We start from the raw sequence: 24,995 nt of genomic DNA on the forward strand, positions 1-24,995 counted from the left end.
ACACTATATACATTTATCAACCCAAACGCGAAATAGTTCGACAATAATGCGCCACTTGCCATCAATTTCCCAAACTACATCGTGACGTATCAAAGAGTTAAGTGCTGGCTGTAAATTTGTCTCGTTCATGCCAGTAATTTCAGCTAGCGTGTTGATATCGAGTCCTTCTGGGTGAGGTGCGATCGCTCTTAATACCTCTTGCTGTCCGGGAGCACCCCGCGCCGCCTGACCCCAAACGCCATCGAAGTAGTAGCTTCCCCGCTGAAAGAATTCAGGGTTATTAATGACTTCCCTCACATCTTCTACTGTAAAGACCGGATCGCGAGAATTTCCCATGTCAAAAACTTGCTCATTGTAGCGGCGAACTAGCTGAAATCCCACTAGCTGAACTAAATAAGGCTGTCCAGTAGTCAACATAGAGATTGCAGATAACGCTTCTGGCGCGTAGTCAAGAAGGAAATCTTCATGGGGATTAGCCAGAATCTGGCGGGTAGCTGCCCTTTCCATGAAGCTAACCTTGATATTAATAAAGCTAGCGAAGAAAGGGTGGGAGTAATCCCCAGTCATCTCGTCTAAAGTATGCAAACCAGCCAAGGCAAAAGCTATTTTAGGACTCATTTGTACCATCCCGCGCAGAACCTCCATAAAGTCACTGTCAATCTTTCCCTTCTCAATCAGTTTTTCAATCTTCTCAAACTCATCTAAAGCAATAATTAAACCCGTTTCACTCAGATTTGCCTCTACTTGTTTCAAATAGCGCTCAAAAGTACGGTAAGGAAGATTCAGCAAATCCTCATCGGCAGGAGGTGGAATTTTGACAACCTCAGAAATTTCATCACTAATTGCCATCAACACCTCTCCAACTCCTTGAGGAGTATTTCCCACTCGCAATAGATTGATATAGGCTACTTTTACCTGTGACCCTAGGGACTCAGCCGCGTTAAGCAGAATAGAAGTTTTGCCCATGCGTCGATGACCGTAGATAACCACAGACTGGAGTTGGTGACTCAATATCCACACTTCTTTGAGCTGTTTGAGTATATCCTCTCGTCCAACAAACAGGTTGCCCTCAACAGGGTCGCCAACCACGTAGGGATTACGCACTCGCTCAGTAATAGAAACGTTGCCAACCTCACTAGCTACATCTAATATCGCTTTCGACCAATTCCAGGCTATTTTTCTAACTATTTCTCGCTCTGGTTGAGGTACAGCATCAGGTTGATCCCGCAAGTTTTTAAGTTCTCCTAAAGCATGGCTCAGAGCGAAGGCTCTGGCAGAACGAGACGAACTATTCTGAATAATTTGAATATCCCTTATAATGTCATACAAACTCTTGAGTGCTCTCCAAGTATTCAAACGCCTCCAAGGTTTTTTAGGCAAATCTATCGATAGCGTAGCAATATCGTTCAACTTTTTAGCCTGGTTATAGTAATACATATTTAGGCTGATATTCCACATTTCGTCTCCATAAGGTAGAGAGCGCAATGTCTCAAATGCTTTCATTGCATGGTATGGCGACCGCTCATACAAACACAAAAAACCACGGGCAAAAGCGCGAGCATGAGGATCAAATTGAATAAAGTCTGTATACATAAAATCTGAAATTAAACGCACCCATTCCCATTGGTAAGGGGGAGCTGTTAAATGTGCTATACGAGAGACAAGTTGCTCTGGTTTCTCAGCAAGAACTTGCTTTAAAGCTTGAATTACAGGAATGAACTGGAGAGTATAAGTATAAATTTGATAAGCATTATGTATTCCTGTCTCCCAATCTTGTCGCAGCCATTCTGTTAATTGCTCGGTGAGATAGGGATTAGGCAGGACAGTTACACGAGGAAAAAGCAAGTCTAAATTATTTCTATAAGGCTTACGCATTTCAAAGACACAATCAGATGGCAATTCTTGAGACAGTGGAAGATGGGGAGATGAAGAAATTAGAAAATCAGGAAATCGAGAACTAAACTCATTACTTAAAACCCTTGGGCTGGTGTTTTCTTTAACTCTTTGCATAAGTCCTGTTTTAAATAATGTTTTGGTTATAGGTAATTTAATAAACCAGTTATCTGGGCGCAGCAATCCTAGAAATGAACCAATTACACAACCAACCAAAAAAACGGCGCGAACTAACAGGCTTTTTAGAACTACAAAAATATCTGTAACTTTGAACTCAATTGGCAGACTCAAGCAAAGCATTAATGACATTAATAAGACTCCACCAGTAACTAATATAATAGCTAAGTCGTCCACCTCTAAAATGGCTAGTGTCGCAATACCTCCTACACCCAACCATATACCTGCTAATATACCTGAAATTAAGATAACTCCCAGGTGAGTATATCCTTCGTTTATAGCACTCACTGTAAAAAATGCCATATTTAAATTCAAGCTCAAAAGAATCATTATAGTTAGAGGTTTTGTTGTTTGTGAAAGGTTAAATTTAGATATATTTGTTTGAATTATTAGTAGTAGATAACCCAAGACCATGACACAGAAAAAATTACTCAAGAAAAAAATGGCTAATATATGTTCAATTTTTACTGAAAAATTCATTAATTTAAGAATTACACTCCAAGTTAATAATGTCATAAATATGACTACCATTACTTGTGTCAGTAACCGAGATAGGGAATTAAGCACTAATCCAAAATATTTTTTAGAATTTTTGTTTTTCTCTAGAAGAGATCCTCTATTTTGGACATACCAACGCAAGGCTTGGGGAAAGAAAAACATCCAGTATAATAACCGCAAGTAATCGATTGGCTTTGATAATGAAAGAGATATCTTGAATTTAGGAGCTAAGTCTAAACGGGGAACGTCGGTATTACGATCGCTCATTTTACATCCTCCACATATCGCGCATAATTTTGATAGCACAACTGCATCAACCGTCGCGGATGACCGCCACTTAATTGTAGTAGCTGGCTGATTTCCTCTTCAGTAAAACGCACGGAAGTCCTAGTAAGACGAGCTTGAATAAAGGCACAGGCAATTGCTTCATCCCAAGGCTTGATATTCTCTTCTTGGCAAATACCCGCCAGCGGAGATGTGTTCCCTTCATCCTGACTGTCATTAAAGAGTTTATCGAGGGGTTGGGTAGCAGCTAAAATCAGTTGTAAAGCTGCATTTTGCCCCTCAGCTAAACCCCGCAAGTGATCTCTCACTTGACGGGTAAAACCTTCCCAAGTCATCTTTCCTACATTATCTATAGCCAACAGCACTCTATGCTTTTTCAACGCACGAGTGAGCATATATCCCTCGCTTTTAGGAATGCCAACTTCTTCGCACAAAGCTGTGTAGAAGTCATCTTCATCTCGGATTCCATTTAGGTCTAAGTAAATTGGCTTGCGTGCCGATAATAGGAGATTTTCAGCCTGTTGACAAATAGCCGATAGCAGAGAAGATTTCCCGATGCCTTCTTCTCCTATTAAAGCTACACTGTCATTGCTGTTAAGAACCTCGAATACTCGCCTAATTTCCCGTTCTCTGCCGAAAAACAGTTGCGGGTCGTCAACTTTACCAGTCTGAGGAATAAAAGGGTTAGAGGAAATAGCAGGGGTACGATCGCCTGTACTGAATGCACTCCTTTGATTTGGCTGCCATTTTTCATACTGTGATTTCAGCCAATCTAGAAATGCAGCATCTTTCTGCTCACTACCCCTGTCGTTATAACCCGAAAAACCTTCCCGCTTTCCTTTTGGACAGAAACGCTCGTTGTATATCGTCCACATTTGCCGCCGAACATTCTCAGGGTCGATCAGAATGTCAGAATTTTCTTCTGTGATTCCTCCATCTGCAACCTCTCTGTTACTCTTGAACGTATTTTCATCGGGAAACTTAGCCAGAAAAATAGCTGTCTCTGTCGGAGTCAAGCCATAAACAGTAACTATCTCTAATCTTAAAAAGCTTTGCCATAAGTTCACAGTCCCAGTCACCTCAACCCCTCTCAGAACTTGGTGTCTCTCTTGTTGACTTTATCATAACTAGCGCGCAACTTGAAAATTTTTCCGCTTTTTTGAACAAGCGGAAAAATTTTTCCGGTTATTTTTATGATACCGGAAAGAATTTTCTGGGACTTTTTTGAAACTAGCTTATAAGCTGTTATTTAGTGGTAAGCCTTCCACCGCAAACTTTGAAAAAGTCAGGAGATAAACATGACACAACTAATTGACTACATCCAGACAGCTAAAGAATTTGCTGATACTTATGGCATAGCACATCTAGATCGCCTGCTGGCATTAGCTGAAACTGTCCCCGATTCTCTCAAAACTCAATCATCGACTTTTAAAGTTATGTCTAATACAATTTTGGAGGAAGTGGAAATGGCTGGATTTCATCTTAACCCTTGGCTAAAGACTTTGATCCTAAGTAGCAATGTAGAAGTAGTTAGAGATGCGATCGCTGTAGTTGAGGAAAATCGCCGCCGGGGAATAGTGCGGAACGGCGAAGGGCTGTTAGTACAAGCTATCCGCAACCAATGGAAACCCCATATTTCAGCTTAAATAGTTGAATATTAGTCTCAATTACTGCTCAAGGGAAGAAGCAAGCTTGAAACTTGGGGGCGATCGCTATAAAGATTTGTGCGAAAAAACAACGGCTATTGATTTTGAACCGCAGATGTCGGCGGATGTACGCGGATGCACGCGGATGAAAATCCGGTTTCTTCTAATTTTTCGCTAATTCCGGCGGCCGGCCCATTAAACCGGTCATCAAGCGCAAGGCTAAAAACCTCACTGGGGGAATTGTCCGCAAACACCACAATCCAAAGCGGCGAAATGCTACAATTGGCAGCCAAGTATTGGAAAACAATCTGTCTAGAAAATCGGTAAATCCTAACACGATTAAATTCTCTTTTTTGCGCCAGTTGTGATACCGTTTCAATACTCGCAAGTCGCCGATGTCTTCGCCTTTTTGGTGCGCTTGCTGCAAGATTTGGGCGATCGCCCCTGCGTCTCGAATGCCCATATTTAATCCCTGGCCGCCGACGGGATGGCAGCAGTGGGCGGCGTCGCCAATTAGTGCTAATCTGGGCAAAACGTAGCGATCGCTCTGCATTAACTGCACCGGAAACAAAAAGCGATCGCTCTCCAATTCCAAACGCCCCAAAAGCCCGCCCGTGCGCTGTTCCAACAAAGTCAAAAACTCTGTTTCATCCATTTGTTGCAAAGCTTTTGCTTCCGCGTGGGGTGCTGTCCAAACTACTTGACAGCGGTTCCCCGGTAATGGTAAAACTCCCATCGGGCCGCTCGGCCAAAAGCGCTCAAAAGCGATATCATTGTGCGGTTTTTCTGCTTTAATAGTGATAGCAACGCAGGATTGCCAATATTTCCAGCCGCGAGTGCTGATGTTGGCTTCGGTGCGGATGCGCGATCGCGAACCGTCGGCGGCGACTAATAATTTGGTGCGAATAGTCCGAGTTTCGCCGTGTTGTTTGACTTCTATTTCCGCGCAATCGGTTAAATATTTTACCTCGACTACTTCCGCCGGACAAACCCAACTAAAATTCGGGTTTTTTGTCAAAGATTCTTGCAAAGCTGACAGCATGACTCCGTGCTCGCCAACGTAACCTAAAGCTGCTTTTGGTACGGGCAATTTGCCAGTATTTCCCAAATCCGGGCGGTGGAATTCGACGACACCGGGATAGTCGCCGTCGCAGAGGCTAATTTGCTCGAAGGTGGTGATTTGCGGCAAGATTTGCTGCCACACGCCGATACCTTCTAAGATCATTCCTGATAGCAGGGTGATTGCATAGGCTTGTTTTTTCGCTGCGGCGGCCGCGGGGAGTTGGGTTTCAATTATAGCGATTTTCAATCCAGAGTCTTTTAAGGCGCTGGCTAAGGTGGCCCCGACTATGCCGCCTCCGACGATGGCTATGTCAAAGTCGAGTGTCGGTGTTTGCGTGGAGGCTGTGGTTAGAAAAAGTTGGTTTACAAGCATTTTCAAGGGATTTTGTCAAAGTTAATTGGATTGTTACTTTTTTATTGTAAAGAATTATTTCGATTTAGGGCGATCGAGAAAGGGAGACGGGAGATGGGGAGACGTTGAGAAATTTATGATTAATGACAATCATCAACGATCAACTTCCCGCTATCAACAGCCAACTGCCAACTGCCAACTGTCTAATGACTGCTGACCATTTCCTTTGTGTTTTCTGCAGCCAGCCCTGATACTTTCTGCGAAATGGGAATTTCTATGACAAATTCTGCACCTTCGCCAGGGGCAGAAATACACTGCAATTTGCCTCGGTGCTTTTCAACTATAATCTGATAGCTGATTGAGAGTCCCAAGCCTGTGCCTTTGCCAACGGGTTTAGTAGTAAAAAATGGGTCGAACAACTTGCCAATAACTTCTTGATTGATTCCCATCCCGTTATCTGCAATGCGAATTGTTACTGTGTCTGAATTCGCACTGGTGCTAATCCGAATTCGGTTGTGACGAGAATATATTTCTTGTGAATAATGAGTGCTGTTGTAGTCTTCGAGGGCGTCGATCGCATTTCCTAAAAGATTCATAAATACTTGATTGAGCTGACCTACATAGCACTCGACTTTTGGAAAATTGCCGTATTCTTTGATAATCTCAATAGCGGGACGAAGTACATTAGCTTTGATGCGGTGCTGCAAAATCAGCAAAGTGCTTTCGATTCCTTCGTGAATATCTACTCGCTTCATCTGCGATTCGTCGAGTCTGGAAAAGTTGCGTAAGGATACAACTAAGTCGCGGATGCGATCGGCTCCAACTTTCATTGATTCCAAAATCTTCGTAAAGTCTTCCATTAAGTAATCAACTTCAATATCTTCGGCTGCTTCTACAATTTCTGGGACGGGATTTGGGTATTTTTCCTGGTAAAGATGGAGCAAACCGAGCAAGTCTGTGGCGTATTGGCTGGCGTGGGTGATGTTGCCGTAAATGAAGTTAATGGGATTGTTAATTTCGTGGGCGACGCCAGCGACTAGCTGCCCGAGAGAAGAGATTTTTTCGGTTTGAATTAGTTGAGTTTGCGCTTGGTGCAACTCGCGGACAGCTTTTTCGAGCTCGGCTGCTTGCGATCGATACTGTCCCTCTGACTGTTTGAGTGCTTCCAAAACTTGTACTCGATCGCTAATGTCGGTGTGAGTTCCCACCCACTCGCGAACGCTGCCGTCTGCTGCCAAAAGAGGGACACCCCGCACCCAGAAGTGTCTGTAGCTGCCGTCTGCGGCTCGCAAGCGGTGCTCGACTTCGTAGAGACTTTTTGTTTCTATTGCCCGCATCCAAGCTTGTATTGTGCGATCGCGGTCTTCTGGGTGCACTGCTTCTATCCAGTTGTCCTTCTCTTTCCAACTCATGCCCGTATAAGCTATCCAATCAGGCTGAGGCCTGTCGAAGATTCCGTTAGCGTCTGTCATCCAAACCATCTGTGCGGTGGCCATTGCCAGCGATCGGTATCTTTCCTCGCTCAGACGTACAAATTCTTCGGCTTGCCGGCTGGCTGTCACGTCGCGCAAAATAGCTGTGAATATGATTTCGCCTGCAACTTCGAGTTTGGAAATAGAAGCTTCGGCGGGAAATTCCGTACCGTCTCGGCGGCGGGCGAAAATTTCTTTGCGGTTGCCCATGTTTCGGGCTTGTTTAACGCCACCGCCGAAATTGCTGACGAGGAGACTGTGAAGGGTGGCAAAAGCTTCGGGCAACAGCAGGCTCAGGGATTGCCCGATCGCCTCAGCAGCCGTCCACCCAAAAATCCTTTCTGCACCTTGGTTGAACAAGATAATTTTTTGCTCAGCATCCACGGAAATAATCGCGTCGTCTGCAATTTCTACAATGCCGGCGAAACGAGCTTGAGACAGTTGCAGGGCTTTTTCAGCGTGTTTGCGATCGCTAATGTCGCGGGCGATCGTCGAAATGTATGTGAGTTTGTCGTCCGGTGCGGAGTGGGAGATGAGGACTTGGCTGACGGGAATTTCGAGTCCCGATGCTGACACAAAGGCCGTTTCTCCGCTCCAAAAGCCCTCGGAAACAGCGGTGGCGATCGCTTGTTTCAAAGTGCTGTAGTCTGACGCTGCGGTGAATTCTAGAACTTGTCGCTTGGATATATCTTCGTTTTCGCCTATACCCACCATTTTTCTGCCGGCTTTGTTAATGTAAATGGCGCGTCCTTCGAGGTTGTAAGTACCTACAAAATCGGGGGTTGCTTCCAGAATTGCTGCCAGACTTCTGTTGGCGATTTCGGCTTTTTTGCTTTCAGTAATATCCCGCGCGATGGTAACTATACCGCTAATATTTCCTAGTCCGTCCCGGTAAGCACTTTTTGTAGAAAGAAATGTCCGCAAATTTCCTTTGACTGGCAGCTCTTCTTCGATTGCTTGTGTTGTTCCCGTTGTCATAATTTGGCGATCGGTTTTTCTGATTTTACCAGCAATTTCTGGGTGAAATAACTCGCTGTCATCTCTGCCGATAATGTGGTCTACAGACTTGCCAATTATACTGGATCCTGCAGCATTCAGCATCAGATAACGGCCCTGAATATCTTTGACAAATAGGGCTGCTGGCGTACTATTGATGACGGCAAGCAACAGGTTGTAGTTTTTTTGAAGTGCCTGTTTAGTTGTTTTAGTGTCGAAAATTTGCTCCTGCAATTGCTCGTTGGCGAGTTGCAGTTGGATAGTCCGTTTCTCAACTTGATTTTCTAAGTCTGATTTCGCTTTCCTAAGTCCCAGTTCCGCTCGATAGCGCTTGCGGTCGGCGCTGCAAAGAGTTTTGGCATTCTGCCAAATCAAAACTGTAAAAATAATCACGTTCAATACGCTTAACAGCGATATGCCTACCTCCGATGTGTAGGCTTGTAACCGTTCTCCCGATATGATGAAATAACCGACTAAAGGCGGGATAATGATTGCCCGTGGTAACAAGCGCCGCGCCATGATGCCGCCGGCTCGATCGCTCGTCATTACTGCTATCAATCCTCGCTCTGGACTGGCAAATAAAATGCCGAAGCTCAGCAACATAAATCCTGCGGAAGTGTGCAAAGCCATTCCTGTATTATTGCCAATTTGGTAAAATAAAGCTTTGTCGTAGAGGTAGCCTATCAAACCCATATATGCAATTAAAAATACAGAACAGCTTAAGATTTGAATCCGCAGGTATTTAGGCCGACGTTCTGACCGCAGCAGCAGCGCTGTTCCCAGCAATAAAAAAGCACCAGCAGTATTCGGTGCCATTCGTCCTGGTGTTCCGGTGATTGTCAATGTGTAACTTTCTTTAAAGAATAGTTGGTCGATGCCTAAATCTAAATTAAAGCTATATTGAACTAGGGTTACTATGCTAATTAATATAATTAAAAATGAGGAAATAAAAATTAATTTTTTGTATTTATTTTGATACTTTCTTGCTGTTAATTTGGGGCGCCGGATCTGTTGGATGAATAGACAAAAGCCCCCCAAAATAAAGCAGACAGCAGTATTGGCTTTCATGGTAACGAGTCCGGGCAGAATGCTTTTTAACATTTGCAGATCGAATATCCAACCCAAAAGGACTGTACAGCCGATCGCCATTACTCCAATACTCGCTTTTTTGGAAAAAGACTGGACAGCAGCCATTCGGGTTGAGGGCGTTTGCAGTTGTTGTGCTCGTTCAAAAACTTCCAATTTCTCGCTCCCTCAAATTATTTGGGTTTCTACGTATCTAAGGTAACAATAAACACTCTAGTGAGATTGTTGCCCGCTATACAAAGCTGCTTAAGATTTTCTCAAAGCTGCTTAACCATAAAATATGAATTATTTTATCTAACTTTAGAGAGATAGTCAAATGAACGTTGAAGGCTCTTATGTAGAAGGCATACGGCAGAATTCAATAATTTTTATTTGTGGAAAATTTTAAAAAAAAGTCCTTGTTCCTTGTTCCCTGTCCCTTGGATCTCGGAAATTGACCCCCGATTCACCGGCAAGACAGAGTGTTTTTACTCAGTACATCGAGGAATAATGGTAGCGGATGAATCACTCTGCAACAAGATCGCTCACATTGTAAACCGGCTGTTGTGGCTGTGGGGACATTGGTAACAAGTTAAGCTAAGAAAGCATTTGTCAGTCAGCAATTATGCTCAACATTTACTCGGATTTTGGGCCCAAAACTGAGATTTGGGCGATCGTGCGATCGTGCCGAGGGTGATATTTATACCTACTCCCTCTTAAATCGTGAATTTTCCACTCCTAAAAAAGCAGTTTTTTTGAGTAATATTACTGATTGACAAATGCAATTAAGTCTTAACTTGTCACCAATGCTGTGGGGAATGCGGCAGAACATATAAGACTCGGCGGTTGAAACCGCTACTACAAAAACAAAGTCCCAGCAGAGAGGGACTAAAGAGGGGATATTAAAGTCAGATTTGGTAACTGTCAACTGTTAACAGTCAAGAGTCAACTGACTCCCAACTTTTGAAGTGCTTCCAAAGCTTCGGTTGCTGACGGGTAACGCTGGGGGAAAGCGTACAACACCATCTGGTCTAAAACGCGAGCCAACTCCGGGGTGACAGTTGCATTTTTGTGCCAGATGAGATTGCCTAAATTATCGACTCTGAGTTGTTTCGGCTGCATCCCGGTCAAGGCTTGAATCCCGATGATGCCGACAGCATAAATGTCGCTGCACTGTTTCGGTGAACCGATGGCTTGTTCGGGGGGAATATAGTCTTGCTGAGTACCGCCGCGCGATTTAGTTTGACCGATGTTATTTTGTGAAGTGTTGATTTCTTTAACTGCCCCAAAGTCAATTAATACAATCTTGCCATCTGATGTCCGCCTGATTAAGTTTTGAGGATGAACGTCGCGGTGAATTACATCTTGTTTGTGAACAAATACCAGCACTTCCAAGATGTCTTGCAATAAAGCAATAACTTGAGGTTCTTTCCAAGGTTGACCTTCAATTAGTTCTTGATACAAGGGTTGCCCTTCGATGAATTGATAGACTAAATAAAAATATCCCTCTTCTTCAAAGCGAGCTAACAATTCTGGTATCCGATCGTGTTGGCCCAATCGATATAAAACGCGCGTTTCTCGATCGAATAGCTGGCTGCTTCTCTCAGACTGGCTTTTCAGGCGCTTGACGAGGCACAAAGGTCGATCGGGCAAATTTTCATCTTCAGCCAGATAGGTATCGCTGTACTCCGTATTCACCAAATGTTCTCTAATTCGGTAACGCATCCGCAGCAGCTTTTGCAACATGGGATCGACAGAATTAGCTGGTTGTGTGCCTTTTTGTACAGATCTCATGATGCAGTCCCAAAGATTTGCTCCGACGACTCTTTCTTCTTGTCCAATAATTTCTGCTTGCTTCAGTACCTTGGTGAGGTCTTTCCACAAGTTGTAACCGACATACCGCCCCAGGTAGCCCACTGTATACCCGCGGGCGATCTGATCGTTTTGCTGAATTTCTTGATAGGTCAAACCCCCTACAACGCCTCGAATTATCGACTGTTGCAACCGACTTAGGTGTTTTTCTGTTTGTTCGTATACCAAATTGTCCAAAAACAATATTGCTTCTTCTACTGTCATAGTTTCATGTGTTAAGTTACTTGTACACGATCTGCACATCTTTTTTATAAAATAGCAACTTCCCAGGGATCGGCTACAGCTTTCCATTCACCAATTACCCAGTACCCATTGCATTGCGATCGGGCAACAGAAAACTGCTGTATTTAGCTTATACATGATTTAACTTTACTTTAATAGCTTGTCTACTTATTGAAATATAATTTTACAACTATGATTTTTATGACTTGAAGTTCTGAATTTTATGAATTGACATTATAAGGAGTTTGGAGTATTATCCTAATTAAGGTTTTAAGTGAAGTAAATCTATGATGCTGTTAAAAATATAACAGTTATAATCGCTCCGCTTAAGGGGTGACAATACATTACAAAGCGTTACTTGGTCGATCGCCAATCTAACGCCAGGAATTCCAACGCTATCTGAGGCTTGGTGGAAGATATAACGCCGGCTCAACTTCCAAATCGCAGGATATCAGTTCTGGAATTTTCATCATTTTTCATAGGTTTGTAGTGACGGCGCAGAGTCTTCTTCAATGTAGATTAAGGACTAAATTCATTACTACAAACAACGTCACATTTCGGAAAAATGACAATTTTTTTAACTTATGTTAGGCATCTACACGAATCCTACCGATCGCCCTTTTGTCATTCAACAGCCCAAGGATATCGCCACATCAGCATTTCCGGTTAACAACGACTTGCTCAACCGAGCAAGCGATCCATTTAATGTTTCTAGTTATAGTGCTGAATCTAGCTTGACTCATCTCCCAGCATTCAGCACCGACCAACAGACACAAACTGCGGATTTTATTGTACCTAATGCCAGCCCTGGCTTCACTTACTCTGTGAGCGATGCTCAACTCAAACCGCAGTCACAGTCAGCGAGCGCAAACACAGATCCGCTAACAGGAACGATATCTGCTTCTGGGTTGAATTTCGCCGATCCAGGTAACTCTCTTTTGACAGCTCGTAATGTTGTTGGCGTTCAGAACGGTAGCATCAGCTTAACTGATTTTGTCGGCATAGGCGATCGCGACGATTTCTACCGATTCGATATCAACACTAATAGCAATTTTAGCCTGCATCTCGACGGTTTGGCGGCGGATGCTGACGTAGATCTAATTCAAGATAGAAACAGCAACGGTGTAGTGGAAGATGGTGAATTAATTGGCTACTCTCAAGAGAGTGGCACCGCCCCCGATGGGATTAATTTATCCAATCTGGATCGAGGGACATACTATGTCCGAGTCTTTAGCTACTCAGGCGACTCTACCAATTACAACCTGACTATTTCTGCAACACCTGTTCCTGTATTGCCCGATATTCCTACACCTAACGGTGTTTTTAATGGCAATTACGGCTACGGTTTAGTGAATGCAAATGCAGCAGTTACCCGCACGCTGAACCGCTCAACTCTCTTCCCTGATGTTCCTAATTTGATCGAAAATAATTGGGGGGTAGACGCTATAAATGCGCCCGATGTTTGGGAGCAGAACATTACAGGAAACAGGATTGTTGTAGCGGTCGTGGATAGTGGTGTTGACTACTACCATAGCGACTTGGATAGTAATATTTGGGAGAACGCTGGTGAAATTGCGGAAAATGGCATCGATGACGATCTCAACGGATTTATTGATGATATTCGGGGTTGGGATTTTGTGTCTAATGACAACAACCCAATGGATCAAAATTTCAACGGTCACGGCACTCACGTAGCAGGTTTGATCGCGGCGGAACGAAATGATTTTGGCATCACAGGAGTTGCCTACAGTGCAAAGATTATGCCTGTCAGAGTGTCCGCCTTTGGTGAGGGCGACTGGAATAATCTTGCTGCTGGAATCCGCTATGCTGCTGATAATGGAGCAAATGTAATTAACCTCAGCCGGGGAAGTGAGTTTTCCTCCTCTACCCAGGTGAATGACGCAATTCAGTATGCAAATAACAAAGGCTCTGTTGTGGTTATGGCAGCCGGAAATTCGGGTGACATCCAACCAGCTTATCCAGCTCGTAATGCCGATCGCTTGGGAATTGCAGTGGGCAGCATTGATGTAAGAGGCCGCATGGCTGATAGCTCTAACCGGGCGGGTCCCAGACCTTTAGATTACTTAGTGGCTCCGGGAGTAGAGATAGTTTCTACCACTCCTGATGACGATTATGAAATCGAAACTGGCACGTCTTTTGCAACGCCACACGTAGCGGGTGTAGCGGCTTTAGTTTTGAATGCCAATCCGACTTTAACTCCGGCTCAAGTTGAGTACATTTTGACGACAACAGCTAATCGGAATGGGGTGGCAGTATAGCATCGATCGGGTAAATGAAGTACACCTGGGTATCGATGCACCTATGCACCGATGCACTTGCGGTTCCTTCCCCTTCCCTGAATTGGGAATTGGTAAGCGCGTACCTCACGAGTCTTGAGAACCGCTATAGTGGAGGCAATTTACCTGTGGCATCGGTGTCAACCAAAACGAATCATTTGCTAAATCGCTTTTACTCAGAGGAGCATCATGTTTAAACTTGGAAAAACAACCCTCGCATTAATCACCGTATCGGTTGCAGTTTTGCAGCCAGCTTTTCGGGTTCGCGCACAAGAAACCAGCAGCGAATTCAGGCAACTGCAAACCTTATTAGAAGCTAAGAAATGGGACGACGCCGATCGCGAAACCGTCTCTTTACTCCGCAACAACCCCACGTCTTGTCCGAACCTCCGCGCGATCGACCAATTGTGGATGCAACATAGCAATAATAAATACGGCTTCACTCCGCAGTTAGAGATTTGGCAACAGACGGGGAAGGGTTTAAATTGTCAAACTTGCGAAGAAGAAATTAAAGAATTTAGCAAAAAGGTAGGATGGAAACTTGACTCGCGAGAAACTCCTCTGCTAGGGGATTTTCCCGCTCAGTACCCAACTGTTGCTGCATTAGGTTGGCAAAGCTACGTTGGTAGAGATACAAGTTTTTTTGGCGATCGGCGTAATACATGGCAAGCGTCGAAAGTTCAAGGTTATAACTTGTTCTCTACTTTTGCTAATTGCGGCAAGTAAGTAGACAAACCTAAAAAAACAGAATACTCAGATACGCGACTTCTTTAAGAAGTCGCGTATCTAAAGCGCGAGGTCGTTTTACGTTCTTTTGCTTTCATACTTCTGCTTCTTTTAAAAATCTGGTTTTGCTGAATACAGGTATGAATTAAAATTTTCCCAATTGCTATGGGCCAAGTATGGTGAGTTTTGTAACGTTGGAGAAAAGTTTATTCATACCGTAAATCAGCAACGCCATTTATAGAACACAGGCAAGATGTCTGTTCCACAAATATAGAATAAGAAATAACAATCAACAGTCAACTACTTAATCTTATTTACATAGCCCCACAAACTATAATCGCGACTCAACCAACCCCGGAAAAAAGCCATCTGAGTTGGATCTTCTTGCACCCGTTTGTAGCGGTAAATAATTCGTTCGTTAATCATTTGCAGGGCGGTATTTCTATTATTTGCCCCTTTCAGCGCTTCCTTGGTGCGCGAGTCAAAAACTCCCGTTTGTGGCAATCCTAATGCTTGCTGAAGAAAGGTAATTGAGTTATTAATACCGAAATTAACGGCGGTGTCAAACATGACGATCGCCAAAGCCGGCTGCATCGTGCCGGAGAGGCTCGAATCCCAGTAATATTTATAAATTTCTAGGAGCTCTGCTTCCGACATCTGCGTCACGTCGAGTGGCGGAAGCCCACGACTGTAGCGGTAGGCGTTGTATTCCGTTTGCAAGACGCCTCGATAAGTTCTGCCGCCCTTATCGGCTGGGTGATTGCTGAATCCACCCTCAAAATATAGGGTGAAATAAAGAGCCGTTTGAAATAATTTCTGCCGAAAGCTGGCTGTCTGCTGCTGCTGTGCGAAAGTCTTTTGGGCAAAGGGTAAGGGGATTGCTAAGGTTAACAAGAGTATCCCCAGCAGGAGGTTTGGTTTCCACTTGATGTTATGTTGGCGCTGTGTCGCTTGCTTGTCGCTCATAAATTCTGTGTGACGATCGCCCGTAATTCCGTTAAAACTGCTACTCTTCAAAATAATATAGATTCAACCTTTAACTTGATAGCACAGATAGGCCGCCAAATGAATTCCGATTTTCCCAACCAATCCGAAACACCCCAATTTGAAGATGCTGCATCGCTGACAGTCGTTGCAGAAACCTATTACTCTCAAGGCAATTTAGCAGCAGCAGTCGCTGCTTGCCGCCGAGCTCTGGAATTGCAACCGGATTGGGCGGCGGCTTACGTGACAATGGGCAATGTGCAGCAAGCAAGCGGCCAAATTGAGGAAGCGATGCGGTTTTATTCGGAGGCGATCGCTCTGAATCCCGATTTTGCTGAGGCTTATGCTAATTTGGGCAGTATGCTCTACAAACAAGGGCATTTGGTGGAGGCTGTTGTCAATTACGAAAAGGCGATCGAACTTAAACCGAATTTGGCTGCTGCTTACTGGAATTTGGCAGGGGCACTGAAGCAGCAGGGGCAGCAGGATGCAGCGGTAGCATACGAGCAAAAAGCTCTCGAACTCAATCCCCATCTTGCTCAGGTAGATTTTCACTTAAATTTAGGAGATAAATTAGCGCGGCAAGGGAAATTAGATGAGGCGGTGGCTGCATGGCAGCAGGCGATCGCATTCAAACCCGATTTAGCCGAAGCATACTGTCAAATTGGCCGAGTTTTGCGCCACCAGGGTCAATTTAAAGACGCAATACCCAACCTTCAAAAAGCCCTAGAAATTAAACCAGATTTTATTTCTGCCCACCAACATTTGTGCGGCATCCTCAGAGATACTAGCAATTTAGCTGCCGCGCGGCAAGCCGTGCACCAATACAGCCAAATGTGTGCCGAAACCGATCCAATTATGACCGCGATTTACTTCATCAGCACCTATCAAGTGTCGGGATTGAATCAAATTGCGGGCGATAGATTTTTAGAGCTAGAGTCGTACTTGCAGCAAAACTTAGAAACTGCTAGCCCGGTGGAAATTAAATCGCTTTATGCAAATTTGTTATTCAGCACGCCCTATTTGCGAGATGACTTGGCGGCTAACTCAAAACTTTACAGATTAATTTCCCAAAAGTATATCGAGCAATGTATTAAACCTAATTTTTCTCAACCCGCAAATTACAGTTTCAAACCAAATGTTCCATCCAGCAAGTTAAAAATCGGCTTTTTGTCCAATCACTTTAGCCGCCATTCTGTAGGTTGGTGCAGCGCTGACATCATTCGCGAATTGTCCGACATCACACCCCATGTGTATTTGTACGCTTCCGAAAGAATTGTTCCTGACGATCGCACTCAGCAATTTGAAACTTGGGGCAAACTAACTTTTCCGACAACCTACCCGAACGGACTTGCCAATTCCGCAGAAATAATCGACAAAATTCAGCAAGATGAATTGGACGTTTTAGTTGATTTAGATTCTCTCAGCGTACCAGTTCACGCTGACATTCTCTACCAAAAACCCGCACCAGTTTGTGTTTCTTGGCTGGGATTTGACGCCCCTTACCTATCGCCGGAAAATTACTTTCTTACAGACTGGCACTCGCACCCGGCCGGGCGGGAAAAATATTATGACGAACAGCTAATTAGGATGCCAGATTCCTTTGTAGCGGTGTCCGGTTTTCAGAGATATGGAGTCGATCCAGTTGCATTGAGAAGGTCAAATCGGATCGGTTTGGATCAGATAGTTTACCTGTGCGTCGCACCCGGCAGAAAATTCAATCACGAGTTGGTACAAGCCCAAGTTGCGATTCTCAAACAAGTGCCCAACAGTATTTTAATTCACAAAGCTTTAGGCGATGCTGCGGTGTTTGAGGCTGCATATCACCAAGCTTGCGAAGCTGAGAAAGTGAGCAAGCACCGCATTAAGTTTTTGCCAAGGTTTGCTACTGAAGAAGAACACAGAACTATCTATTTGCTAGCCGATGTTTTGTTAGATTCTTATCCTTACAACGGAGGAACTCACACTTTAGAGGCTTTGTGGTTTAATTTGCCAGTGGTGACTCGCACGGGAGAGCAATTTTTGTCGAGAATGGGTTATTCGTTCTTGCAGGCTTTGGGAATTGAAACTGGTGTGGCTTTGTCTTGGTCGGAATATGTGGAAGTTGGTGTAAAATTGGGTAAAGAACGTGAATTGAGAAATGCAATTAAAGCACAGTTGGTGAAATCTAAACTTCCAGCCAATTTGTCCCCGCTGTGGAATCCGAAAAAGTTTGCTGGTGATATGTATGCGGTGTTTGAAAAATTAGGTAAAATAGGATAAATCCTGACTAATGACTGATGACTTCAACACTGCCAACTATTAAGTTTTTAAAACAGCCGACTTCGGAAGCTTGGGTAGAACAGGCGATCGCCCATTTGGATACAATCTTATTAGACCATTCTCACTGCGAGCGGAAAGCGGCGGGAGTAGCGTTAAATTTAATGTTTCGCTACCCAGCCAGGGAAAAATTGGTGAGGATGCTAACGGCGATCGCCCGCGAAGAATTAGAGCATTTCGAGCAAGTCAACCAGCGGTTAGAAAAGCGCAGCATTGCTTTAGGCCCTTTGGCTGCACCTCCCTACGGTGCCGGCTTGTCCGCCCAAATTCGCAAGCAGGAACCCGAAAGACTTTTGGATTCTTTGTTGGTTTCTGGTTTAATAGAAGCGCGGAGTCACGAACGGTTGGGGCTGCTGGGCGATCGCTGTCCAGACGCAGAATTAGCTAAATTTTACCGCAGTTTGATGGCTTCGGAAGCGCGTCATTACGGTGTATATTGGATTTTGGCAACAACTTATTTCGAGCGGGATATTGTGATGCAGAGGTTGGAGGAATTATCATTAGTAGAGAGCGAGCTGCTGGCAAGTCTTCATCCCGAACCGAGAATTCACAGTTAAAATTTAGGTGCATTTAAAGACGGTAAAATACAAAAAATAACTAATTTTACATTGGCTCAGCTCAAAAAATAAATATACGTTGCAACCACCCATGAAAACCCAACATTTGGATTTTTTAATTCGTTCCTGGGAAACGCGCGATCGCGCTGAGGCGTTCTATTTAATTAGGGATGTTTTAGCAGAGTACGGTTTAAGATGCGAACCTCACGGGGCCGATCGAGATGTCTATGATGTAGAACTACATTATCACAATCAAGGCGGCGAATTTTGGGTAGTTGAACGCCAGGGTCAAATAGTGGGTACGGCAGCTTATTATCCGATTGAGCGCGGTAAGAATGCTGTGGAAATTCGCAAAATGTATATTTTGCCAGCAGCAAGGGGACAGGGTTTGGGGAAATTTTTACTGCAAGAATTGGAAAGTAAAATTATCGCTCGCGGTTTTGATGAAATCTGGATTGAAACTGCTAGCATTCTCAAAGAAGCTGTGAAAATGTACGAAAGTAGCGGATATCTACCGACAACAGGTGTGGAGACGCCAAGGTGCGATCGGGTTTACGTAAAATCTGTCGGTATAAAAAAACTATAATCACTAAAAATTACACCCTAAGTTTAATTTTTTTTCTGCCAGAGAGGAATCTCAATGACAAATTCCGAACCTTCTCCTAATACAGAATGGCAAGAAAGCTTGCCGCCGTGTTTTTCTACTATAATAGAGTGCGAAATCGCCAATCCTAAGCCAGTTCCTTTGCCAATGGGTTTAGTAGTGAAAAACGGGTCAAACAAGCGCTTTTGCACATCTTCGCTCATCCCGGAGCCACTGTCAGCTATCCATATGGCAACGCTGTTATTGTCGGTTACTTGGGTGCGAATCGTAATTGCGAGATTTTTGGCGGTTCTATTGGATGTCTTCATCTCCATTTCCAATGCGTCTAGCGCATTGCTCAACAAATTCATAAATACTTGATTTAACTGACCGGGATAACATTCAACTAAAGGCAAATTACCGTATTCTTTAATCACATTAATTGTCGGATGATCGGCTTTATGTTTCAGGCGGTTTTGCAAAATCAGCAGCGTGCTTTCGATGCCTTCGTGAATGTCAACTTGTTTCTTTTCGGCTTCGTCAAGTCTTGAGAAAGTCCGCAGGCTCAAAACTATGTCGCGGATGCGATCGGCTCCGACTTTCATAGATGCTAAAATTTTCGGTAAATCTTCAATAAGATAATCAATTTCAAAGTCTTCCCTTGCATCTACAATTCTTGCGCTAGGCTGCGGGTATTCCTTCTGGTAAAGTTTCAGCATTTTTAGCAAGTTTTGAGTGTATTCGCTGGTGTAGCTGAGATTGCCATAAATAAAATTAACCGGGTTGTTAATTTCGTGGGCGACACCTGCTACTAACTGGCCCAAACTAGACATTTTTTCACTTTGAATTAATTGAGTTTGGGTGCGCTGGAGTTCGTGTAAAGTTTGTTCTAGCTGTTGAGTTTGAGCTTGAGCTAATCGTGCCGCTGTGCGGGTTTGGGTGTAGAGTTCGGCGTGGTCGATCGCGATCGCAATTTGAGCGACCACCGCTTGCATCAGTTCGACTTCCGATTCGCTCCAATTTCGCACGGACATAGCCTGATAGCAGGTAATCACCCCAATATCGCCGGAAGCTGTATGAATTGGCAGCGACAGCACTGAGTTAAAATTTGAAGCCTGCAAAACTTCGCACAATTCTACATCTTCAAAAGTGCTAACATCATCAATTCGCAGAATTTCTCGCCGCAAAATCTGTCGCACTGCGAGACGAGATTTGTCGTCTACAGGATAAGTGCCGAGACTACTCGGCAAATCTGCATTCTTCGCTTCGCAAGTTACGTCCCAAACCGGAGGATTGCTGTTGGGGCGATACCAAGTGAAGATGCACAAATCTAGGTGCATCAGATTGCGAATTTCTTGAACGGCGGTTTCTAAAATAGTGTCTAAATCCAAAGAAGTGCGGATTTGGTTGGCAATTTGATTGAGCAGCAGTTCTCGCTGAGCTTGCTGTATGAGCGCTTGTTCCGATCGCACTAGCGTTTCTTCTGCAAGTTTGCGATCGGTTAAATCTTGGATCACTGCTTGGATAATTTTTTCATTTCCCACCTCAATGATTGTCAGCACAACTTCTGCGGGAAAATCAGTACCGTCTAAGCGCCGGTGAACCAAATCAAAACGGTGGTTTCCCCGCTCAAAGGCGATATCCATCATTTCGTTAATAAAGCTCAAAGAATCTCTGCCGTTGGGTTGAAAAGGAGGCGAGAGTTGGCCGGGGTTTTGGCCGTACAACTGTTGCGGAGTAGTACAGCCAAATAGTTTTAGGGTGGCTGTGTTGGCATCGGTGATGCGATTGTCATATAACATCAAAACAGGCAAACTGGTTAATTCGTAGAGCGATCGAAATTTAGCTTCGGACTGCTGCAATGCGGCTTCTGTTTGCTTGCGATCGGTAATGTCGGCAACCATTGCCAAAGCGCCCACATAGCGTCCCTGTTTGTCAGCCAAGGAATTAGTAGAAACCATCGCCCACAAGTCCCTGCCGTCTCGGCGACGGAACTTAAAATCGAGCTGTTCGCGCATTCCTTCACGGCGGCGTTTGAGACTGATTTGTGCGATCGCGATGCCTTCTGCATCCATGAAAGCAAATAGCGACTGTCCGATCATTTCCTCTGGAGTGCAGCCGAGCATATCGGCCATCTTTTGGTTGACAAAAGTAGTTTTACTCTCCGTATCTATGATCCAAATCCCTTCGTCTGCTGTCTCGACAATGCACCTATATTTTTCCTCGCTTTCCCTGAGCGCTTCTTCTGCTAATTGGCGAGCAGTAATGTTTTGAGTCATTAGCAATCCGCCGATGATTTCTTGCCGTTCGTTTCTCACTGGCAAAGCATAACCGAGGTAAACGCGAGCGCTGTAAAAAAATTCTGTAACAACTGTTTCTCCTGCCAGTGCCGCCCGGTAAGTTGGCTCGATATCAGCGCACACATCTGGCTCGAATACTTCCCAGATTGTCTTGCCTTCCATCAACTCTTTGGAAAGCCCCACTGCTGCTAATTCTGTACCTTCTACCAGCGTGTAACGCATTTCTGGATCGAACAACATCACCGCACCGTTAGGAAAGTTGCTTGCCATAGTGCGGTAAAGCTGTTCGCTTTTTTGCAGCGCAGCTTCTGCTTGTTTGCGATCGCTAATGTCAATGATGACTGCACCGATGCCGAGAGCCTCGCCATCTTTGTCTAGCAAGGGAAAATAAGAGCCTGTCAGGTGCCGGACAAACCCCGGCTTTCTGGGATTGTCACCACTCATCTCGATATTAATTAAGGGTTGTTTCGCCCTCAAAATTTGTTCGTACAAAGGCTCTACAATAGGAGCGATGTTCGGCAATATTTCCCGTACAGTCTTGCCTATGTGTTCTTCAGGACTCAGGCAGTTTATTTGTGCTAGAAATTGATTGATTTGCACGTACCGCAGTTGGGAGTCCAAAATGCAAAGTCCTGCAGGTGCCTCCTTCAAAAAGGCATCAAATAGTGCTTGTCTCTGGGCTAACTCTTGTTCTAAAGCTTTGCAAATACTGAGATCTGTTAAAGAGCAAATCATCCCCACAACTTCTCCCGTTTGGTCTTTCAATAGCGAAAGCATCAGGTGCGAGGAAAATATTTCTCCTGATTTTCGGCGTGTTATAACTTCTATTTCATGCTCGCCTTTTTTTTGTAGCGGTTTGATGACTTCCTCTAATAAAAATTCGTGCTTTTCAGGCGGGTAAATTAGAGAAATGTGCTGTCCGATAGCCTCAGTTTTTTCATAGCCGTATAACTTTTGGCAGGCTTGATTCCACATGGTGATCCAGCCGTCCATATCTGTAGAAATCACCGCTTCGTGAATTTGGTCGATAATTTGACTTTGGAGACGCAATTTTTCTTGAGCCTGTTCCAGTTCGGAAAATTTTTCTTCGAGTAGTTTCTGAGTTTTTTCCAGTTCTGCAGTCTGCTTGGTCAGCAATTTTTCTAGATGTGAATTGCTCTGCAGCGGCGCTGATTCCAGCGGTTCGCTATTTTCCTGCTGAGAACTAAAATTTTCTTCAGCGCTTAGCCAAATCGCGCACTCTCCCCCTATTTCAATTGCCCGCTCGGAAACTCGCACGGGTACGAGATGGTTATTTTTATGTTTGTATGCTGCTTCGCACAGGTGCGTATGGCTATTTTTTACTTGACATTCTAAATATTTTTCTGGGGGCGCGCACTGTGTTTGCTGAATTTCCCAGTAGTTGAGGTGGAGAGTTTCTGCAACTGTGCGGCCGATAATACTTGCAAAAGCTGGATTTACGTCGAGAAAAGTCCCGTCTGTCCGGCACAAGGCTAGCCCGATCGGGCTGAGTTGTAACAATTTGCGGTGGGAGCGATCGCGCTTGGCTTTTCCTAACTGGCTTTGCATCTGACCTAGCTGGACTTGATTTATTTAATTATATCTTTTTATGTTGTTTATTGCTGTGACTTTTATCCTTCATTAAGCAAGAGAGAAGAAGGAAGAAGGAGGTCTTCCTTCTTCCTTCTATTAATCGCGGGCAAGACCTTCGGATCTGGCGGCTAACTGCACTGCACCGGCGACAGCAATGGCAACTCTTTCATCAAAAACAGACGGTATAATGTGCTCTTTGTCAAGCTGGGAAGGACTGACTAAAGAGGCGATCGCATAAGCTGCTTCCAAATACATAGTGGGCGTAATCGTGGTTGCTTTGCAGTCCAAAGCACCTCGAAATATCCCCGGAAATGCCAAAACATTATTAATTTGATTTGGGTAATCGCTGCGTCCGGTTGCGATAATCGCCGCATCTTCCATAATTAATTCTGGCTGGATTTCGGGAATGGGATTTGCCATGGCAAAAACAATGGGATTCTCGGCCATCGAACGCACCATGGAGCGGGTGACTACGCCTGGGGCGCTGACGCCTAAAAATACATCGGCACCGGCGATCGCATCTTCCAAAGTACCGCTCGAAGCGACGGCAAATTCTAGTTTTTCTGGGTTCATATCCGTGCGGTCTTCGGAGAGAACGCCTTTGGAGTCGCACATGATGATGTTTTGGGCACCTGCTTTACGCAGCAAGCGGGCGATCGCGACTCCGGCCGCACCGGCTCCGTTAATCACGATACACACTTCTGCGATTGTTTTTTTGACGAGTTTCAAGGCATTAATTAATGCTGCCAAACTGACAATTGCAGTGCCGTGCTGGTCGTCGTGAAAAATTGGAATATCTAAGGTTTCCCGCAATCTTGCTTCGATTTCAAAGCAGCGGGGAGAAGAAATATCTTCGAGGTTAACGCCACCAAAAACCGGGGCGATATTCTGCACTGTGCGAATAATTTCCTCCGTATCTTGGGTATTCAAACAGATAGGAAAGGCGTCAATACCTGCAAATTCTTTAAATAGCATGGCTTTACCTTCCATGACTGGCAGTGCGGCGGCAGCGCCGAGGTTTCCCAGTCCCAAAACTGCGCTACCGTCGGTAACAATGGCAACAGTATTTTGTTTGATTGTGAGGTTATAAACTTGTTGCGGGTCATTGGCGATCGCCGTGCAGATGCGGCCGACTCCAGGGGTGTATGCCATTGCCAAATCTGACTGGCGTTTGAGGGAAATTTTGCTAACTACGCTGATTTTTCCGCCGCGGTGCAAGTTGAAAGTGCGATCGTACACGTCGATCACTTTGATATCTGGGAGTCCTTTCACTGCTTGCACTATTTCTTCATTGTGCTCGAGGCTGGAGGCATCAACGGTGATATCACGAATTGTAGTGGCGCGGGTTTGCTCGATCAAGTCGATTTGGCCGAAGTTGCCGCCGACAGATGCGATCGCGCTGGTGACTCTTGCCAGCATTCCCGGCTGGTTCGGCAGAGCAACCCGAATTGTTAAACTAAAGCTGGGGTTTGGTGTCAGTTTTACCATGATGCCTGGATTTCAGATTTGAGAATTTCAATCTTAGATTTTATCGCCAATGTTAGGCATAAAATTTAATAATTCAAATTTTCAACTGAAATTTTTCACAAATTCTATGAGGCTGTGATACGATCGCTGTGCACTGCCAGGGGTTTCGCTGGAAAACTGCTCTTTTTTTGAGTAAAGCTTTGCTGTGTTTCTAGCTAGTGACTCTCCCACAAACAGTCTATTTTCTGTCAATTTCCTAGCGAACTACGAATATGAAGCGCGGGGGTAAAAACCGTGTTTCTGAGGTCAACCTGCGGAACTATTATCTATTTTTGAGAATATTTCTGCTTATTCTGAACATCAGCAGATATTTCGCAAAAATCTATTTGCCAGCGATACCGCCTCATTCCTGCTGCTGTCTTTTGAAGCGAGACACCCAGGAACGTTGATGCGGATTTTTGATTTCCTTTATTGGGAATGTAAAAAGTAGATGCACGGCTGTTTGAGCCGGCAGGTAAAAATCTGAGCGACTGACAAGCGGGCCTTTGATATATATTTTGTCTGCTTGTTTAATACTTGCCAAGGATTGCGAGTGCAACCTTGCCAACGATCTAAATTACCTGCACGCT

Annotated in this window: 14 protein-coding genes; 6 read left to right on the forward strand and 8 right to left on the reverse strand. The window is 44.5% G+C overall.

Going from position 1 to position 24,995, the window contains the following annotated elements:
* Positions 1-3: 3 nt before the first annotated feature.
* Together QUA53_RS13905 and QUA53_RS13910 are read right to left on the reverse strand one after the other, a co-directional pair.
* A complete protein-coding gene (locus QUA53_RS13905; RefSeq protein ID WP_333097788.1) occupies positions 4-2,835 on the reverse strand; it encodes an ATP-binding protein in 2,832 nt (943 codons plus the stop codon).
* Complete coding sequence (locus QUA53_RS13910; protein ID WP_333097790.1) at positions 2,832-3,920, reverse strand: ATP-binding protein; 1,089 nt, start codon at positions 3,918-3,920, stop codon at positions 2,832-2,834. The genes QUA53_RS13905 and QUA53_RS13910 overlap by 4 nt, the downstream gene beginning before the upstream one ends.
* A gap of 231 nt (positions 3,921-4,151) precedes the next feature.
* Between QUA53_RS13910 and QUA53_RS13915 the strand changes: the two genes are divergently transcribed.
* A complete protein-coding gene (locus QUA53_RS13915; RefSeq protein ID WP_333097791.1) occupies positions 4,152-4,499 on the forward strand; it encodes a hypothetical protein in 348 nt (115 codons plus the stop codon).
* A gap of 163 nt (positions 4,500-4,662) precedes the next feature.
* Here the strand turns inward: QUA53_RS13915 and QUA53_RS13920 are convergent, their stop codons facing one another.
* The 3 genes from QUA53_RS13920 to QUA53_RS13930 form a co-directional block, all read right to left on the reverse strand.
* On the reverse strand, positions 4,663-5,934 hold the full coding sequence (locus QUA53_RS13920; RefSeq protein ID WP_333097826.1) for an FAD-dependent hydroxylase: 1,272 nt from the start codon (positions 5,932-5,934) through the stop codon (positions 4,663-4,665).
* A 182-nt stretch (positions 5,935-6,116) separates the two neighbouring features.
* On the reverse strand, positions 6,117-9,623 hold the full coding sequence (locus QUA53_RS13925; RefSeq protein WP_333097792.1) for a PAS domain S-box protein: 3,507 nt from the start codon (positions 9,621-9,623) through the stop codon (positions 6,117-6,119).
* A 768-nt stretch (positions 9,624-10,391) separates the two neighbouring features.
* Positions 10,392-11,522, reverse strand: a complete 1,131-nt coding sequence (locus QUA53_RS13930; protein WP_333097793.1) for a serine/threonine-protein kinase — start codon at positions 11,520-11,522, stop codon at positions 10,392-10,394.
* A gap of 602 nt (positions 11,523-12,124) precedes the next feature.
* Here QUA53_RS13930 and QUA53_RS13935 point away from each other — a divergent pair.
* Both QUA53_RS13935 and QUA53_RS13940 read left to right on the forward strand, forming a co-directional pair.
* A complete protein-coding gene (locus QUA53_RS13935) occupies positions 12,125-13,819 on the forward strand; it encodes a S8 family serine peptidase (RefSeq protein ID WP_333097794.1) in 1,695 nt (564 codons plus the stop codon).
* A 207-nt stretch (positions 13,820-14,026) separates the two neighbouring features.
* The gene (locus QUA53_RS13940) at positions 14,027-14,563 is read left to right on the forward strand and encodes a GUN4 domain-containing protein (protein ID WP_333097795.1); all 537 of its coding nucleotides are present in this window, start codon (positions 14,027-14,029) and stop codon (positions 14,561-14,563) included.
* A 300-nt stretch (positions 14,564-14,863) separates the two neighbouring features.
* On the opposite strand, the gene QUA53_RS13945 is transcribed toward QUA53_RS13940, so the two are convergent.
* Positions 14,864-15,529: a glycosyl hydrolase 108 family protein gene (locus tag QUA53_RS13945; protein WP_333097828.1), complete on the reverse strand. Its 666-nt coding sequence runs from the start codon at positions 15,527-15,529 to the stop codon at positions 14,864-14,866.
* A 99-nt stretch (positions 15,530-15,628) separates the two neighbouring features.
* Here QUA53_RS13945 and QUA53_RS13950 point away from each other — a divergent pair, with 99 nt between their 5' ends.
* The 3 genes from QUA53_RS13950 to QUA53_RS13960 all read left to right on the forward strand — a co-directional run bounded on the left by QUA53_RS13950 (position 15,629) and on the right by QUA53_RS13960 (position 19,009).
* Positions 15,629-17,809 (forward strand): tetratricopeptide repeat protein, encoded by a 2,181-nt coding sequence (locus QUA53_RS13950; protein ID WP_333097796.1) that lies wholly within the window; start codon positions 15,629-15,631, stop codon positions 17,807-17,809.
* Between the two features lie 17 nt (positions 17,810-17,826).
* A complete protein-coding gene (locus QUA53_RS13955; protein ID WP_333097798.1) occupies positions 17,827-18,423 on the forward strand; it encodes a tRNA isopentenyl-2-thiomethyl-A-37 hydroxylase MiaE in 597 nt (198 codons plus the stop codon).
* Positions 18,424-18,514: 91 nt separating this feature from the next.
* On the forward strand, positions 18,515-19,009 hold the full coding sequence (locus QUA53_RS13960) for a GNAT family N-acetyltransferase (protein ID WP_333097799.1): 495 nt from the start codon (positions 18,515-18,517) through the stop codon (positions 19,007-19,009).
* A 23-nt stretch (positions 19,010-19,032) separates the two neighbouring features.
* On the opposite strand, the gene QUA53_RS13965 is transcribed toward QUA53_RS13960, so the two are convergent.
* Together QUA53_RS13965 and QUA53_RS13970 are read right to left on the reverse strand one after the other, a co-directional pair.
* Positions 19,033-22,875: a PAS domain S-box protein gene (locus QUA53_RS13965; protein WP_333097801.1), complete on the reverse strand. Its 3,843-nt coding sequence runs from the start codon at positions 22,873-22,875 to the stop codon at positions 19,033-19,035.
* Between the two features lie 120 nt (positions 22,876-22,995).
* The gene (locus QUA53_RS13970; RefSeq protein WP_333097802.1) at positions 22,996-24,387 is read right to left on the reverse strand and encodes a malic enzyme-like NAD(P)-binding protein; all 1,392 of its coding nucleotides are present in this window, start codon (positions 24,385-24,387) and stop codon (positions 22,996-22,998) included.
* Positions 24,388-24,995 lie beyond the last annotated feature (608 nt).

This window comes from Microcoleus sp. Pol12B3, assembly GCF_036701355.1.
Classification (GTDB): Bacteria; Cyanobacteriota; Cyanobacteriia; order Cyanobacteriales; family Microcoleaceae; genus Microcoleus.

What these genes read in the sequence shown, in the direction of transcription:
- QUA53_RS13950 (WP_333097796.1), top strand. Translation starts at nt 15,629, where the DNA reads ATGAATTCCGATTTTCCCAACCAATCCGAAACACCCCAATTTGAAGAT.
- QUA53_RS13920 (WP_333097826.1), bottom strand. Translation starts at nt 5,934, where the DNA reads ATGCTTGTAAACCAACTTTTTCTAACCACAGCCTCCACGCAAACACCG.
- QUA53_RS13960 (WP_333097799.1), top strand. Translation starts at nt 18,515, where the DNA reads ATGAAAACCCAACATTTGGATTTTTTAATTCGTTCCTGGGAAACGCGC.
- QUA53_RS13930 (WP_333097793.1), bottom strand. Translation starts at nt 11,522, where the DNA reads ATGACAGTAGAAGAAGCAATATTGTTTTTGGACAATTTGGTATACGAA.
- QUA53_RS13905 (WP_333097788.1), bottom strand. Translation starts at nt 2,835, where the DNA reads ATGAGCGATCGTAATACCGACGTTCCCCGTTTAGACTTAGCTCCTAAA.
- QUA53_RS13915 (WP_333097791.1), top strand. Translation starts at nt 4,152, where the DNA reads ATGACACAACTAATTGACTACATCCAGACAGCTAAAGAATTTGCTGAT.
- QUA53_RS13935 (WP_333097794.1), top strand. Translation starts at nt 12,125, where the DNA reads ATGTTAGGCATCTACACGAATCCTACCGATCGCCCTTTTGTCATTCAA.
- QUA53_RS13965 (WP_333097801.1), bottom strand. Translation starts at nt 22,875, where the DNA reads ATGCAAAGCCAGTTAGGAAAAGCCAAGCGCGATCGCTCCCACCGCAAA.
- QUA53_RS13955 (WP_333097798.1), top strand. Translation starts at nt 17,827, where the DNA reads ATGACTTCAACACTGCCAACTATTAAGTTTTTAAAACAGCCGACTTCG.
- QUA53_RS13940 (WP_333097795.1), top strand. Translation starts at nt 14,027, where the DNA reads ATGTTTAAACTTGGAAAAACAACCCTCGCATTAATCACCGTATCGGTT.
- QUA53_RS13945 (WP_333097828.1), bottom strand. Translation starts at nt 15,529, where the DNA reads ATGAGCGACAAGCAAGCGACACAGCGCCAACATAACATCAAGTGGAAA.
- QUA53_RS13970 (WP_333097802.1), bottom strand. Translation starts at nt 24,387, where the DNA reads ATGGTAAAACTGACACCAAACCCCAGCTTTAGTTTAACAATTCGGGTT.